Consider the following 14,680-nt stretch of genomic DNA (forward strand, 5'->3'; position numbering starts at 1 on the left):
TCAGTGGCGGAAGACGCGCGCCGGACCGACCACCTGGATCCCGACGAGTTCGCCGACCTCCGGGGTGGCGTTGCCCACCACCCGTGCATGGAGCACGTCGGACGTGGGCGTCAGGTCCGCGCCGGCGCCGGGCGGCACCTGCAGGTGGACGACCGCGTCGTGACCGAAGTAGGACACCTTCGTCACGGTGCCCACGATGTGGCCGTCCTGGGGGGCAGTGAGCTGGATCTGCTCTGGTCGCAGCATGACGTCGCAGTAGCCGCGGTGTGCGAACCCCGCGACCGGGAGGTTGCCGAGCACGCAGGACACCTCGGGTCCGCTGCTTTCCCCAGGGAGGATCACCGCGTCGCCGAGGAAGGCGGCGATGTGCGCGTCGACCGGCTCGCCATAGATGGTCCGGGGAGGCGCGACCTGGCGGAAGCTGCCGTCCCGCAGGACAGCGACCTCATCGGCGAAGGAGAGCGCCTCGCCCTGGTCATGGGTGACGAGCAGGGTCGTGGCTCCGGCGGCCCGGAGGGCGCGCGCGGTGGCCTCCCGCGTGGCCGTGCGCAACGCCGTGTCGAGGGCGGAGAACGGCTCGTCCAGGAGGACCAGGTCAGGGTGCGGCGCGAGTGCGCGGGCCAGAGCGACGCGCTGCTGCTGGCCGCCGGAGAGCTCGTCCGGGTGGCGGTCAGCGATGGACAACGGGAGCTCGACCATGTCGAGCAGCTCACGCACCCTCACCTGATGGCGCTGCTCCCGCCTGCCCATCAGGGGTCGGGACAGACCAAAGCTGATGTTTCCCGCGATGCTCAAGTGCGGGAAAAGCCCGCCGTCCTGTCGGACGTAGCCCACGCCGCGCTTCTCCGGCGCGACCCATGACCCCGGCCCGGCGACCAGGCGACCGCCGACCTCTACCTCGCCCACGATCGGACGCAGGAAGCCGGAGACGACCTTGAGCAGAGTGGTCTTGCCCGAGCCCGAGTCACCCAGCACCGCGGTGATGCCACCGGAGGGGACGAGCAGGTCGACACCCTTGAGGATCTCCTCGGCTCCGTAGCTCGCGTGGACACCACGCAGTCTGACGTCACTCACTGATCCTCCTGTTTCTCATCCGCGGTCCGAGACGATCTGCCGTCGCAGCACGACGGTCAGCGGGATGGACAGCGCGATCATCATCGCCGCGTAGGGAGCGGCGGCCGCATAGTCCAGCTCGTCGGCCGAGGCCCAGAAGGCCAGCGCCAGAGTATCCACCCCGGTCGGGGCCAGCAGCAGGGTGGCGGTCAGCTCGGTGCTGATCGCCAGGGCCACGAGGACGAAGCCGGCCAGCACCGAGGGGGCCGCCAGCGGCAGCACGACTCTGGTGAGGACACCCGTCCCCCCAGCTCCCAACGAACGCGCGGCGTCGGACAGTTCCGGCGGTGCCGCGGTCAGGCCGGAGCGGAGCGAGACCATCGCCCGCGGGAGGAAGAGGATCGCATAGGCGACGAGGAGCAGGATCGAGGTCTGGTAGAGCGCGGGCGCCCACCGCACTGCGAGGGTGACGAGCGCGAGCGCGATCACCACGCCGGGCAGCGCGCTGGCGACGAAGGTGACCCGTTCGAGCACCATCGCTCCGAGCCGGTGCCCTCGGCTGAGGAGAAGCGCCCCCGGCAACCCCAGCACCACCGCGAGCAGCCCGCCTGCCACCGCCAGGCTCAGCGTCGTCGCGGTGACGGCGAACAGGTCGGTCGCCGCGGCGCCGCTCTGGCTGGTGCCGACCAACAGCCACCGCAGCACCATGACCACCGGCACCACCAGCGCCAGGCCGACCACCAGGAGCAGCCCGGCCAGGACAGGGACCTTCCACCGGCCCAGCTGCTGCGGGACCGCACGTTGGACGGTGCCGGAGCCCAGGCGCGCCACTCGCCGCCTCCCTCGCGCGACCACCTCGAGGGTGAGCACCACCAGGCAGAGCACCAGCAGGACCGAGGCCAGCAGCGACCCCCGGACATCGCTGAAGCCGACCGCATACTGCTGCAGGATCGCGGTGGTGAAGGTCTGGTAACGCATCATCTCCAGGACGCCGTACTCCGCCAGCAGGTGCAGGGCGACCAGCAACGCTCCCCCGCTGATGGCCGGGCGCAGCCGCGGCAGGACGCTGCGCAGGAACGCCTGGAACGGGCTGAGGCCCAGCGAACGGGCGATGTCCTCCTCGCTCGCGTCAAGGACGCGCAGCAGCGCGGCGACGGGGAGGAAGACGAAGGGGAAGTAGGCCAGCGTGGTCACCAACGCGGCGCCCCGCAGACCGACCAGCCCGGGCTGCCAGGAGATCCAGGCATAGCTGCTGACGAAGGCCGGCACCGCCAGCGGCGCGAGCATCAGGGTGCGCCACACCCCGGCGAACGGCAGGTCGGTCCGCTCGACGAGCCACGCGGCGCCGACCCCGAGCGCAACTGCGCACGGCACGGTGATGAGCAGCAGCCAGCCCGTGTGCGCGAGCAGCTCCCCGATCCGCGGCCGCCATAGGTAGTCGACCGCCTCCGCCGCGCCGCCCACGACCGCCTGGGCCACCACGACGACGACAGGCAGCACCGCAAGGACCGCGACGAGCGCGGCCAACGGTGCCGCGACCGGGCTCCTAGAGGAGGCCGGCATCCGTCATCAGGTTTATGACGTCGTCGCTGTTGAGCGCGGAAGGGTCAACCGGGGGGTTGTCGAGGGAGTCCAGCGGCGGGAGCGCCGGGTCGGAGGACACACCCTTGCCCACGGCATACTCCATCGACTTGCTCGTGACGAGCACCTCCTGACCCTCGGGCGAGGTGACGTAGGCCAGGAACTCCTGCGCTTGCGCCGTCATCGCCGAGTCCGCCAGGACGCCGCCCGCGGACAAGGAGACAAAGGCTCCCGGGTCCTGGTTGCCGAAGTAGTGCAGCAGGGTGTTGCCTGAGCCCGACTTGTCGCCAGCCTGGTCCCGATACCAGTAGTAGTGGTACATGATGCCCGCCGGCACCTCGCCGGCGTTGACCGCCTTCATGGTGGCGATGTTGTTCTGGAACACCTTGGCGCCGGACTGCAGACCCTTCAGCCACGCCTCGGTCTGCGCTGCGCCGCGGTTTGCGAGCATCCCCGCGATGATCGCCTGGAAGTCGGCGCCGCCCGGGGCGCAGCCCCAACGGTCCTTCCAGGACGGGTCGGCCAGATCCATCATGGAGGCGGGCAGGTCGGCCTCCGTCATCGCGGACGGGTTCCAGCACAGCACGGTGGAACGGGCCGCGATCGCGGTCCAAGCCTTGCTCGAGGGGGCCATCCCGGCGTCCACCTGCGCCAGCGTCGCGGCCGCGACGGGCGCGAGCAGGCCGGCACGCTCGACGATGGTCATCGCCGGGGAGTTCTCGGTGAGGAAGACGTCAGCGGGGCTGCTCGCACCCTCCTTGACGATCTGGTGACCCATCGAAGAGTCCTTGCCGGCCCGGACCTGAGTCCGCACCCCCGTCTTGGCGGTGAACGCCTCGGCCCATGCGGTGGTGACGTTCTGGTGCTGCGAGGAGTAGATCTGCAGGGCTTCTGGGTCGGGGGTGTAGTCCTCCCCCTTGCTGCAGGCGCTCAGCAGGAACGGCGAAGCGGCCAGCGCGGCGAGCACGGTGCGTCGGGACAGGGCAGTCACGAAGGGATCCTCTCGTTGGACGAGTTGGTGTCGGTCGAGCAGAGAGCGGTGGAGGTATGGCGCGCTGTCAGCACGTGCTGCAGCCGCCGGACGGGCCGATCGGTCCAGCGCCACAGCAGGATGCCGGCGCCGAGCGCAGCCAGGGTGGCCAGCAGGGGGGTGGGGACCCAGCCGATGACCTGAAACTGGATGAGGTAGATGTGCAGGCTCGCTGCGGCGAGCAGGGACACCGCCGGCACCAGCCTTGCCGGCACCGCGATCGAGGGGCGGAGCGCGAGGAGGGCGACGCCAGCGAAGACCGTGGCGTTGCGGATCGGGTCGTCGGGGAAGAACCACGCGATGCCGACGGCCATGGCGGCCAGGGTCAGCCAGCGCCGTCTCCGGGTGTCGGCGTGCGCCAGCGCGAGGCCGATCGCGAACAGCCAGAAGACAGTCGGCATCATGCCGCGCAGCACACCCTCGGCGAAGGTCAGGATGAGGAAGCGCGGGAGGAGACCGAGCAAGGTCAGTGCGAACGCCACCCTCCACGGGTCTGTGCGCCAGGCCCGCGCCACCGCCGGGACCGACAGGACGATCGCCGTGAGGAGCACGCAGGCGACCAGGGCGTCCATGAACCAGAGCTCGTTGTGGAAGCCGTAGGCGATGTCTCCCACGAGCCAGTTGGCGAGGAAGACGTTGTCCCATCCGTAGCGTCCGTAGGACAGGCCCAGCAGCGCGACCGCCATCGTCGGCACGGCGACCCCGATGATCAGCCTGGAGGTGCCGCGCCACCGCTGCGAGACCGTGCCGGCCGACAATCCGAAGCGGGCGGAGTTGACCCCGGCGATCACCAGAAGGGTGTGCGCCCCACCGAGGATGCGGAAGAGGTCGGCGTGCGAGCCGCAGATGATGACGACGGCGACGGCGCGCAGCACGATGGAGGTCTCGATCCGGATCGTGCCGCCGAGCCGGCGGGCCCAGCCCCGGGCCGGCGCGGAGTCTTGTCCCGCAAGGGGTGCGGTCGCGTCGTCCACGAGCTGCGCGAGCGGGCGGTGGTGCCAGTCGGTGGGCAGGTCCCCGAGCAGCTGGATCAGCGTGGTCGAGGCCTGGACGTGCGAGAGCGAATCGCCACCCTGGTCGGTGAACGAGCGCTCCAGGTCGATGTCGTCGCGGCCCAACACCGCGCCGAGCGCGCTGGCGACCCGGACCTGCAATGAAGGTGTCTGGATCCGAACGCGCGCGTCGGCGCACTCCTCCGGATCGCTGCCCCGCACCAGCGCGTCGCACCCATGGCGATCGACCTTGCCGTTGGCCAGACGAGCCAGCGGGAGCACCGCGACCCGCACGTGGCCGACCCCGAGGCCACAGGCGCGGGCGGCGACCTGGCGGGCGCGTGCGGCGGTGTCCAGGGCCAGCTGGCCGTCCACTGGCTCGACGGCGACGCGCAGCCCCTCATCGTCTCCGGTGACGCAGACGACCAGGCCGTCCCGCTCGAGGGCGCGCTCGACGCGGGACAAGTCGATCCGCAGACCGAGCACCTTGACGAAACCGGACCGGCGTCCCACGAGGCGCAGCACGCCGGCCTCGTCAATCTGCCCGAGGTCACCGGTCCGCAGCTCGGTAATCATCTGGCCCAGCGCCAGGTCGTCGGGGTGCTCGGCATAGCCGAGCATCACGCTGGGCCCTCGCACCACGACCTCCCCGGTGCCGCTGGCCGGGTCGGCCTCCGGGACGGAAGGGTCGAGCACCACGCTGGTGCCAGGGATCGGGCGACCGACGGCCTCGGGGGCACGGCCGGTGGTCCCGGGGTCCTGGATGCAGATGCGCGCGGTGGACTCCGTCTGGCCATACATGACGGACAGCCCCCACCCGAACCGCTCCCCCAGGGCGACCGTGCGCGAGACGCGCTCCGGGCTCATGCGGCCACCAGCCTGGGTGATGAGCCGCAAGGCGGGGTGCGGCGCCTCGAGCGCGCCGGTCGTCTCCATCAGCTCGACCAGGTGCGGCACGACCGCCAGGTCGGTCACGCCCTGCCCGTCCATCTGCGACCAGAAGTCCGCGTCGAGCACCGAGCTCTCGGTCAGCACCACAGAGGCTCCGACGAGGAGGTGGCTGTGCAGCACCGAGAGGCCGTAGCAGTAGTGCAGCGGAAGACTGGTGATGCCGCGGTCGGCGGCGGTGAGCTCGAGCCCAGCAGCGATGCCGCGCGCGTTGGCCACCACGTTGTCGTGGGAGAGCCGGACCAGCTTGGGCGATCCAGTGCTGCCGGACGTGCTGAGCAGGAGCGCGAGGTCGGGGTGGAGCAGGTGCCGGGGCGCGGAGCCTGTCGGTGCTGCCTCGGCGTTGATCTGACCGCCGACGACGGCCAGGTCGGGCGACCAGGCCCGAGCCACCCGCTCACCGTGCGCGTCGCGAGGGACGACGAGGGCGACGTGGCCGGCCTCCAGGACCGCCAGGTAGCCGATCACGTCCTCGATCGTGGCTCGCAGGGGGACCCGGACCAGCAGGCGGCCGGCAGCCGCGGCCGGCAGGTGCGTGACGAGGGCATCGACGCGGTCGCGGACCGTCCCATGATCCACGACCGTCCCGTCCGCACCCACCAGCGCCGGCGCGCAGGGGTCGACGGAGCCAGCAGTCGGGAGCGGCGAGCGACCCAGGACGGCTGGGCGGGCGCTCAAGAGCGAGGAGGGCACCTAGTTAGGCTACCCTCACCTGAAAAGGCTACGAAATCGCGGAGGTAATTGAGGCGATGGACCACGACGTCGACGTCTGGTGGGCCGATCTCACGGCGGCGGACGTGCAGCTCCATCAATTCCTGCCCGAAGCCGAGCGTCTCCGCGTCAGTGAGCTTTCCGCAGCGGCGGACCGGGGGCGCCGACTGGTTGCGGCGGCACTGCTCCAGCACGCCGTGCACGCCTCGCGCCTCGCTGGCCGCGACGCGGGCAGTGGCCACCAAGGACCGGTAACGGTCGACCGGACCTGCGACGAGTGCGGCGCACAGCACGGGCGGCCGGTCGTGCAGGGTGGTCCGCACCTGTCCGTGGCCCACGCTGGCGTCCTCGTCGTCGTGGCCACCTGCAGCACAGCGAGGGTAGGGGTCGACGTGGAGCGCACCGACCGTCTCGACGCGCAGGCCTGGGTGGAGCACGAGGCACGGGTCAAGACTGCGGCGCACGCGGACGCCCCGGTCATCGCCCTCCAGGCGCCCTTTGACGGCTATGTCGCGGCGCTCTGCGTCGTCCCATCCGACCCGATCGAGGCCAGCGCAGTGGTCAGCGTCCGCACCCACCGCTGGGCGGGCTGATCCCCCAGGTAGCCGCTGTCAGGGGACCTGGCTAGGGTCGAGAGCGACCGGGACGAGCCCGGAAGTGTGCGCGCCTAGGAGGTCGGCATGACCGAGAAGAAGACGAAGAGGGACTACACCACCGGCAAGGACCATGGCAAGAAGCCGTATGTCCTCGACATCGAGAAGGAGACCCTCGGCAACGACAACTTCCGTCGCACCCTGTGGACCGGCGAGCACCTGCAGCTCACCCTCATGAGCATCGACGTCGGTGACGACATCGGCCTGGAGGTCCACGAGGGGAACGACCAGTTCCTCCGCGTGGAGTCGGGCAAGGGACGCACGCAGATGGGCCCGTCCGAGGACGACCTGCCCTTCGTCCGGGACGTCGAGGACGACGACATCGTGATGGTGCCCGCGGGCACGTGGCACAACGTGACCAACACCGGCGATGAGCCGCTCAAGGTCTATGTGCTCTACGGCCCCCCGGACCACGAGCCTGGCACCGTCCACCGGACGCACCAGGATGCCGAGAAGGATCCCAACGAAGACTGAGCAGGTGCGCGTTCAGCCCGCCTGACCACGCTCCACTTGGCCACCGTCGCTCGCACTGGTCGAGGCCATCGTGTCCAGATACTCCTTCTCGATCTCCTCGGCGGTCTGCACGCTCTCGCGCAGCGGCACGTGCTTGATCATCACGGTGGCGATCAGCACCAGCGCGAGGATCGGCAGCCCGAGCATGAACGAGTTCTGCAACTGGTCGGCAAGCCCGGCACGCACCGCGTCGGCTACCACCGGCGGCAGCGACTGGGCCGCCGACGGGTCCAGCACGGCGCCGATATCCAGGGATCCGGCCTTGGCGCTGAGCGCGTCGCGCATCGAGGCAGGCAGGTGCGAGGAGATCGCTGCGGTGAGGCCACCGGTCATGATCGAGCCGTAGACCGCGATCCCGACCGTCGAGCCGATGTTGCGGGAGAACTGCGTGGTGGCTGTCGCCACCCCCATGTCACGCTGCGCGACGACGTTCTGCACGACCAGGGTGTACTGCTGCATCGCCATACCCAGTCCGACCCCGAACACGGTCATTGCGCCGAACAACTCGTAGGGGCTGGTCTGCACGCCAAGCCGGCTCAGCCACCAGATGCCCACCATCATGAACAGGACGCCGGTGATCATGAAGCGGCGGTAACGTCCCGTGCGGGTCACGAGCAGCCCGGTGACGATGCCCATCAGGATCATCCCGAGCATCATCGGCATCAGGATCAGGCCGGACTCGGTCGCGTTGACGCCCAGCACTCCCTGGGCGAAGACGGGGATGTAGATGATCGAGCCGAACATCACCATCGCCGTCCCCAAGGCCGCGACGTTGGACCAGGAGAAGACGCTGCTGCGGAAGAGGCGCAGCGGCAGCAGAGGCTCGCTGGCCCGGCGCTCCACCAGGACGAAGGCGATCACGAACGCCAGCCCCACCACATACAGGGACAGGATCTGCGTCGACGCCCACGGGTAAGTGGTGCCACCCCAGCTCGTGGCCAGAAGGATGGTGACCAGGGCGATCGTCAGGGTGATGATGCCCGCGACGTCGATCTTGGCCTCACGCCGCTGGAACGGCAGGTGCATGAAACGCCCGATGAACACCATCGCGACCAGCCCGATGGGCAAGGTCGCGAAGAACAGCCAACGCCAGCCGATGTGATCGGTGATCAGGCCACCGGCGATCGGCCCGGCGATGGAGGTGACGCCGAAGACCGCACCCATGAAGCCCTGGTATTTTCCGCGGGCCCGGGGCGGGATGATGTCACCGATGATGGTCTGGGACAGCGGCATCAGCGTGCCCATGCCAGCACCTTGGACCGCACGGCCAGCGACCAGCACCCAGAACTCGGTGGACAGCCCGGAGATGATCGAGCCGAGCATGAAGACCGCCAGCCCACCGAGGTAGAACGACTTGCGACCGTAGAGGTCGGAGAGCTTACCCACGATCGGCACGACGACGGCCGAGACGAGCATCGCGGCGGTCGCGACCCAGCTGTAGTGGTCCATACCGCCGAGGTCGGCGACGATCTGCGGCAGCGCCGGCCCGACGATCGTCTGGCTGATCGAGGCGACGAACATGCCCAGCATCAGCGCGATGAAGACCCGGCGGTGCTGGGCGCTCATCGTGTAGGCCACGGGGCTGGGGCCAGTGGTGGGGCGGGTGGTGGTGGTCGTCGAGGTGGTCAAACCGGGGTGCCTGTCTGTCGGGTATGTCGTCGGTGGTCACCCACGACGGTGGGGGCGACAGGTGCTGCAGTGGTGAGCAGGGTCAGCGCGTGCGGCGCGCCTGACGCTGGCTCTCGATCGTGTCGGTGAGTCGGCTCAGCAGACGCGCCAGCTCGGCCCGGTCGTCATCGGGCCAGTCCACGAGGGCGTCAGTGACGAGCGTGACGCGACGACTGCGCTCCAGGCTCACGGCCTCGCGGCCAGCGTCGGTGAGGGCGAGGATCTGGGCCCTGCCGTCCTGGGGGTCAGGCGCCCGCTCGATGTAGCCGCGCTCGGTCAGGGAGGCAAGCCTGCGGCTCATGGTCGAGGGGTCGAGCCCTTCGGCTTTGGCCAGGTCGCGCGACCGGGTGCACTCTCGCCCGCTCAGCCGGACCAGGACCATGAAGTCGGCGCGGGGTAGGTCGCCCTGCAGCTCGTGGACGAGCTGGCCCATCGAGGTGAAGGCCCTGGCGAGCTCTTCGGATAGTTGCATTCGGCAATCATATATCTAAATGCGTGCTGCAACCAACTTCTTCAGCCCTTGGCGCGCGCCCAGCGCCAACCCATCGGCGGCTTGTCGCTGCTGACCCCCATGGTCCGGACCCGGACGTTGCCCATGAAGGTGTAGGCCGTGACCACCACCCGCGACCCGTTCGGCGCCGCCCCCTGGGAGCCGACATCAGACTCGGTCCGACCGTTGCCGACGAGGGTCACACCGCGCACCTGCACGTCCGTGCCCGGCGGCACCACCACCCGCACGTCTCCCATGAGGGCGTAGGCGACGACCTCGAGCGTCTCGCCAGGCAGCAGCACCTCGCGCAGATCGAGCTTGACGTTGCCCATGGCCTCATAGACGACGGTCCGCTGCGCCGCGTCCCAGCGACCCGTCCGGACGACGTCGCCCATCAGCGACACGAGGGGGTCACCGCCCTCACGCCGCACCTGTGGCAGCGCTGACGAGGAGGGTGGCACAACCTCGGGCAAGCCTTCTCCCGGCGTCTGCGGACCGGGGAGCGGCGGTGGGATCGTCATACCGCAAGCCTATGGTGGTGGCATGGAGTTTAGATACCTCGGCAACAGCGGCCTCAAGATCAGCGAGATCACCTACGGAAACTGGCTCACCCACGGGTCCCAGGTCGAGAACGAGGTGGCGCACGCCTGCGTGCGCGCAGCCCTCGACGCGGGCATCACCACGTTCGACACCGCAGACGTCTACGCCAACACCAAAGCCGAAACCGTCCTTGGTGAGGCGCTGGCTGGCGAGCGTCGCGAGAGCCTGGAGATCTTCACCAAGGTCTACTGGCCGACCGGACCGCGCGGGCACAACGACACCGGCCTTTCGCGCAAGCACATCATGGAGTCGATCAACGGCTCGCTGACGCGGCTGCAGACCGACTATGTCGACCTCTACCAGGCCCACCGCTACGACACCGAGACGCCGTTGGAAGAGACGATGCAGGCGTTCGCCGACGTCGTCCGCCAGGGCAAGGCGCTCTACATCGGAGTCAGCGAGTGGACCGCCGACCAGATCCGAGAGGGCCACCGGCTCTCCAAGGAGCTCGGCTTCCAGCTCATCTCCTCCCAGCCGCAGTACTCCATGCTCTGGCGGGTCATCGAGCCCGAGGTCGTCCCGGCCTGCGCGGAGCTCGGCATCTCCCAGATCGTGTGGAGTCCGATGGCCCAGGGCGTGCTCTCGGGCAAGTATCTTCCCGGCCAGGCCCCGACCGAAGGTCGAGCAGCGGACCCGAGCATGGGCAAGAGCATGTCCGACTACCTGACGGACGAAGTGCTCACCGCCGTCCAGGGCCTCAAGCCGATCGCCGAGGAGGCGGGGCTGACGATGCCGCAGCTGGCGATCGCCTGGGTTCTGCAGAACCCCAACGTCGCCGCCGCGCTCGTCGGTGCCTCCAAGCCAGAGCAGGTCGAGGCCAACGTCAAGGCGGCCGGCGTGAAGCTGGAGGATGACGTGATGGCCAAGATCGACGAGGCGCTGGGTGACGTCGTCGTGCGTGATGCCGCGATGACCCAGGAGAATGCGCCGCAGGCCCGCGTCGCCTGAGAGGCTGGGGCCATGAGCCCCACCTCGCCTTTTGACCTGACTCTGGCGCAGTTGCGCGACCGCCGCTCGGCGAAGTGGAGCTATGTCCCCGCGGACGTGCTGCCCGCGTGGACGGCCGAGATGGACGTGCGGGTGGCCGACCCGATCACGGCCGCCCTGCGGCTGGCGGTGGAGCGCAGCGACTTCGGCTATGCCGGCGAGCCGACCCTGGTCAAGGAGGCCTTCGACGGCTTCGCGCGCGCCACCTGGGGCTGGGACACGCTGGGCGGGCCAGGTCGGGTGCGGCTCTTTGCCGATGTGAGCCAGGCCGGCGGGGAGACGCTGCGCGCCCTGACCGCGCCGGGCGACCGGGTCATCATCAACCCACCGGTCTACCTGTCCTTCTACTGGTGGCTCAGCTCGATCGGCCGAGCGCCCCTGGAGGTCCCGCTCCGCGACGGCACCTCCGGCGGGCGCCTTGATCTTGACGGTATGGAGCGTGCCTTCGCCTCGGGCGCGCGCGTCGCGCTCCTGTGCAGCCCCCACAACCCCCTGGGCTACGTCTACTCCCACCAGGAGCTGGCCGCGCTGGCAGAGCTGGCGGTCCGCTACGACGCGGTCGTCGTCAGCGACGAGATCCACGCGCCCCTGGTCCATCCGCACAGCCCACAACCCTTCGTCCCCTTCCTCACCGTCTCGCAGGAGGCACGCTCCGTCGGGATCGCGCTGCACTCCCCTTCCAAGGCCTGGAACGTCGCCGGCCTCAAGCTGGCGCTGGGCGTCACCGCGGTGGCAGACCGATGGCCGCCGCTGCACGAAGAGCTGGAGTGGTCGCCCTCGATCCTGGGGCAGTACGCCGCCGTCGCGGCCTACGCCGAGAGCCGTGACTGGCTGGCCGTGACCTTGGCCGAGATCGAGCAGCGGACCGCCCAGCTCACCGACACCTTGGCGGAACACCTGCCGTCGGTGCGCTACGAGCCGGGCCACGCGTCATACCTGGCCTGGCTCGACTGTCGTGAGCTCGGTCTTGGCGACGACCCTGCCGCTGCCTTCCTGGAGAAGGGGAGGGTGGCGCTCTCATCTGGCCCGGCGTTCGGCCCCGGCGGCGCAGGTTTTGCGCGGCTCAACATCGGGACGAGCAACGAGCTCATGGTCGAGGCGGTCCGCCGGATGGCAGCAGCGGTCGACTGACCGGCAGGCTGCTGCCTAGGGCACGCCGCTGCCTAGGGGCAGGGGATCGCGCCGAGCGCGGCCAAACCGGCAAGGTCGCCGTCCGCGAAAGCGGCCTGCCCGGTGTTGGTCGCAGCCATCAGCTGCCACGGGTCGTCAATGTGGTCGAGCCCGAGCACATGGCCGAGCTCGTGGTCGAGCACCGCGGAGTGCGCCTCCCAGGTGTCCAGGTCCTGACGGTCCAGGACGACCTGCCCGGTGGAGCTCCACAGTCGACCCGCCTGGTCGCTGACCCAGGTAGGACCACCCATCCCGGCACGGTTACCGGCAAGCTCAGGCACGTCGGCGGAGACGGACCAGGCGATCAGCACCGGTGAGCCGCTCTCGCGCGCAGTGCTGGACCAGCGGTCGGTCGTCTCCCCGACCAGCGCGAGCTGCAGACCGGACGCCGCGGTGACGCGGGCGAGGGAGGCCAGGACGAGGTCCTCATAGCCCTCGGGCGCCCCGTCCGGGTTGACCTCGACGGGGATCTGGCCGCACGGCGAGAAGCCCACGGGCATGCCGGTGCTCGGCTGGGTCGCCAGCAGCGTGTAGGGCCCGGCAGCAGCGGACTCGACTGCTGGCAGGACTCGCCTGCCCCGCGGTGGCGCCCAGCCCCAGGCCGGCTGCTGCACGGCCGGCACCAGCCCGTCCCGACTTTCGAGGACACGGGCTGGTCGGTCGGCCTGGCGGCGCTCGTCGGCACCGTTCTGCGCGGCGGGTGCACCAAGCACCGAGCTGGCTGCCACCGTCAGCCCGTCGCGCAGCGCGCCGGCCTCCTCGGGATAGAGGTAGGCGCCCACCGCAAGGGTAGGGACCATGAGCCAGGCGAGCCACCGCCCCACCGGTCGGCGCGATGGTCGTCGGCCGCGCGCGGGTGCGGCCGGTGTGCGGTGGACGGGCGCCACCGCCCGCACCGGGACATGGCCACCAGGTGAGTGATAGCGCCATCCGAGGTCGCCTGATGAGGCTCGACGGTCCGGCGGCAACCACCCCAGACCATGCGCACGGTCCCACTCGTCGAGCTGGGCCAGACGTCGCTCGAGGTCTGCCGCGCGACGACGACGGGCCGCACCCGCGAAAAGCCCCATGCGCGCATCCTGCACCACCACGCCGACACAGTCCATACCCTTGTCCTATGACCCGACCTCACCTGTGGATCCGCGCCGAAGTCCGTCCGACCGAGCAGCGCGTGCCGATCGTCCCGGCGGACGCTGCCCGGCTGATCGCCGACGGCTTCTCGGTCACCATCGAGGAGTCACCGACGCGGATCATCCCGGTCCAGGAGTACGTCGACGCCGGCGCAGACGTGGCGCCCTACGGGTCCTGGGCGCAGGCCCCCTCAGGTGCGGTCGTCGTCGGGATCAAGGAACTGCCCGAGGACCCCGCCGATCTTGAGCACACCCACGTCTTCTTCGCGCACGCCTACAAGGGACAGGCGGGCGCGCGAGAGACTCTCGAGCGATTCCGACAGGGCGGCGGCGAGCTCCTCGACGTCGAGTACCTCACGATCGAGGGCAAACGGGTCGTCGCGTTCGGCTTTTGGGCCGGGTATGTCGGGGCGAGCCTGGCGGTGCTCCGTCACCGTGGCCAGCTGCCCGGTGGGGTGGCGCCGCTGACCCGGCTCGAGCTGGACACGCGGCTGCGGGAGAGCAGCGCGGGGCGCGATCCTGAGCGCGTGCTGGTCGTGGGCGCCCGCGGCCGCTCCGGGACAGGTGCCCGGGAGGCTCTCGGGGTCGCTGGCTGCCGGGCTACCACCTGGGACCGTGCCGACACCATCGTGCTGGACAAGGCGTCGCTCCTGCACCACGACATCCTGGTCAACTGTGTCGTGAGCAACCGAAAGCAGGAGCCTTTCGTGGCCACCGACGACCTCTCAACACCCCGGCGCCTGCGCACGATCAGCGACGTGACCTGCGACGTCACCTCCGAGGCCAACCTGCTGCCAGTCAACACCGCCATCACCAGCTGGCAGGAGCCGGTGCGCGACGTCGGCACCCCGGAGTCACCGCTGGAGGTCATCGCGATCGACAACCTTCCCTCCCTCCTGCCCCGGGAGTCCTCGGAGAGCTTCAGCGCCGAGCTCACCCCATTGCTGCCTGACCTCGCGGACCGTCAAGGTCCCTGGGCGGCATCGCTGGAGTGGTTCCGTCGGCACGTGGGAGAAGAGGAGCGGGCCACGTCTGCCTGAGCCGCCACACCGGCCGGCAAGGCTCCCGCACCGGCCGCCTGAGCCCCCGCACCCGGCGCACCGCGGTGACCTTGGGCCGCTATGACGACCCAGAACCACCGCACAAGCCGGAAC

13 protein-coding genes are annotated in these 14,680 nt (G+C 70.0%); 5 read left to right on the top strand and 8 right to left on the bottom strand.

What is annotated here, in order from left to right; translation table 11 throughout:
* From Q4P07_RS02655 to Q4P07_RS02670, 4 genes are read right to left on the bottom strand one after another with little or no spacing between them, the layout of a single operon-like run.
* Entirely contained in the window at window positions 1-1,074 is a 1,074-nt protein-coding gene (locus Q4P07_RS02655) for an ABC transporter ATP-binding protein (RefSeq protein WP_303373342.1), read from the bottom strand.
* Between the two features lie 15 nt (window positions 1,075-1,089).
* A complete protein-coding gene (locus tag Q4P07_RS02660) occupies window positions 1,090-2,616 on the bottom strand; it encodes an iron ABC transporter permease (RefSeq protein ID WP_303373343.1) in 1,527 nt (508 codons plus the stop codon).
* Complete coding sequence (locus Q4P07_RS02665) at window positions 2,600-3,625, bottom strand: extracellular solute-binding protein (RefSeq protein ID WP_303373344.1); 1,026 nt, start codon at window positions 3,623-3,625, stop codon at window positions 2,600-2,602. The genes Q4P07_RS02660 and Q4P07_RS02665 overlap by 17 nt, the downstream gene beginning before the upstream one ends.
* Entirely contained in the window at window positions 3,622-6,297 is a 2,676-nt protein-coding gene (locus Q4P07_RS02670) for an AMP-binding protein (RefSeq protein WP_303373345.1), read from the bottom strand. The genes Q4P07_RS02665 and Q4P07_RS02670 overlap by 4 nt, the downstream gene beginning before the upstream one ends.
* A gap of 56 nt (window positions 6,298-6,353) precedes the next feature.
* Here Q4P07_RS02670 and Q4P07_RS02675 point away from each other — a divergent pair, with 56 nt between their 5' ends.
* A complete protein-coding gene (locus tag Q4P07_RS02675) occupies window positions 6,354-6,908 on the top strand; it encodes a 4'-phosphopantetheinyl transferase superfamily protein (RefSeq protein WP_303373346.1) in 555 nt (184 codons plus the stop codon).
* A gap of 87 nt (window positions 6,909-6,995) precedes the next feature.
* Window positions 6,996-7,442 (top strand): cupin domain-containing protein, encoded by a 447-nt coding sequence (locus Q4P07_RS02680; RefSeq protein WP_303373347.1) that lies wholly within the window; start codon window positions 6,996-6,998, stop codon window positions 7,440-7,442.
* A 12-nt stretch (window positions 7,443-7,454) separates the two neighbouring features.
* Here the strand turns inward: Q4P07_RS02680 and Q4P07_RS02685 are convergent, their stop codons facing one another.
* The 3 genes from Q4P07_RS02685 to Q4P07_RS02695 form a co-directional block, all read right to left on the bottom strand.
* Window positions 7,455-9,110, bottom strand: coding sequence for an MDR family MFS transporter (locus tag Q4P07_RS02685; RefSeq protein WP_303373348.1), 1,656 nt, complete (start codon window positions 9,108-9,110; stop codon window positions 7,455-7,457).
* 82 nt (window positions 9,111-9,192) lie between these two features.
* Window positions 9,193-9,621, bottom strand: a complete 429-nt coding sequence (locus tag Q4P07_RS02690) for a MarR family winged helix-turn-helix transcriptional regulator (RefSeq protein WP_303373349.1) — start codon at window positions 9,619-9,621, stop codon at window positions 9,193-9,195.
* 41 nt (window positions 9,622-9,662) lie between these two features.
* The gene (locus Q4P07_RS02695; RefSeq protein WP_303373350.1) at window positions 9,663-10,160 is read right to left on the bottom strand and encodes a LiaF domain-containing protein; all 498 of its coding nucleotides are present in this window, start codon (window positions 10,158-10,160) and stop codon (window positions 9,663-9,665) included.
* Window positions 10,161-10,182: 22 nt separating this feature from the next.
* Between Q4P07_RS02695 and Q4P07_RS02700 the strand changes: the two genes are divergently transcribed.
* Both Q4P07_RS02700 and Q4P07_RS02705 read left to right on the top strand, forming a co-directional pair.
* Window positions 10,183-11,187 carry an aldo/keto reductase family protein gene (locus tag Q4P07_RS02700; protein WP_303373351.1) on the top strand — a complete coding sequence of 335 codons (1,005 nt, stop codon included), beginning with the start codon at window positions 10,183-10,185 and terminating at the stop codon, window positions 11,185-11,187.
* A 12-nt stretch (window positions 11,188-11,199) separates the two neighbouring features.
* Window positions 11,200-12,357, top strand: a complete 1,158-nt coding sequence (locus Q4P07_RS02705; protein WP_303373352.1) for a MalY/PatB family protein — start codon at window positions 11,200-11,202, stop codon at window positions 12,355-12,357.
* A 32-nt stretch (window positions 12,358-12,389) separates the two neighbouring features.
* On the opposite strand, the gene Q4P07_RS02710 is transcribed toward Q4P07_RS02705, so the two are convergent.
* Window positions 12,390-13,466 carry a hypothetical protein gene (locus Q4P07_RS02710; protein WP_303373353.1) on the bottom strand — a complete coding sequence of 359 codons (1,077 nt, stop codon included), beginning with the start codon at window positions 13,464-13,466 and terminating at the stop codon, window positions 12,390-12,392.
* Window positions 13,467-13,513: 47 nt separating this feature from the next.
* On the opposite strand from Q4P07_RS02710, the gene Q4P07_RS02715 reads away from it, so the two are divergent.
* A complete protein-coding gene (locus Q4P07_RS02715; protein ID WP_303373354.1) occupies window positions 13,514-14,566 on the top strand; it encodes a saccharopine dehydrogenase in 1,053 nt (350 codons plus the stop codon).
* Window positions 14,567-14,680: the final 114 nt, after the last annotated feature.

This window comes from Ornithinimicrobium sp. (assembly GCF_030537745.1).
Taxonomy (GTDB): domain Bacteria; phylum Actinomycetota; class Actinomycetes; order Actinomycetales; family Dermatophilaceae; genus Ornithinicoccus.

Excerpts from the sequence above, each read along its gene's own strand:
- Q4P07_RS02715 (WP_303373354.1), top strand. The coding sequence starts at position 13,514 with ATGACCCGACCTCACCTGTGGATCCGCGCCGAAGTCCGTCCGACCGAG.
- Q4P07_RS02680 (WP_303373347.1), top strand. The coding sequence starts at position 6,996 with ATGACCGAGAAGAAGACGAAGAGGGACTACACCACCGGCAAGGACCAT.
- Q4P07_RS02690 (WP_303373349.1), bottom strand. The coding sequence starts at position 9,621 with ATGCAACTATCCGAAGAGCTCGCCAGGGCCTTCACCTCGATGGGCCAG.
- Q4P07_RS02695 (WP_303373350.1), bottom strand. The coding sequence starts at position 10,160 with ATGACGATCCCACCGCCGCTCCCCGGTCCGCAGACGCCGGGAGAAGGC.
- Q4P07_RS02700 (WP_303373351.1), top strand. The coding sequence starts at position 10,183 with ATGGAGTTTAGATACCTCGGCAACAGCGGCCTCAAGATCAGCGAGATC.
- Q4P07_RS02660 (WP_303373343.1), bottom strand. The coding sequence starts at position 2,616 with ATGCCGGCCTCCTCTAGGAGCCCGGTCGCGGCACCGTTGGCCGCGCTC.
- Q4P07_RS02675 (WP_303373346.1), top strand. The coding sequence starts at position 6,354 with ATGGACCACGACGTCGACGTCTGGTGGGCCGATCTCACGGCGGCGGAC.
- Q4P07_RS02705 (WP_303373352.1), top strand. The coding sequence starts at position 11,200 with ATGAGCCCCACCTCGCCTTTTGACCTGACTCTGGCGCAGTTGCGCGAC.
- Q4P07_RS02710 (WP_303373353.1), bottom strand. The coding sequence starts at position 13,466 with ATGGGGCTTTTCGCGGGTGCGGCCCGTCGTCGTCGCGCGGCAGACCTC.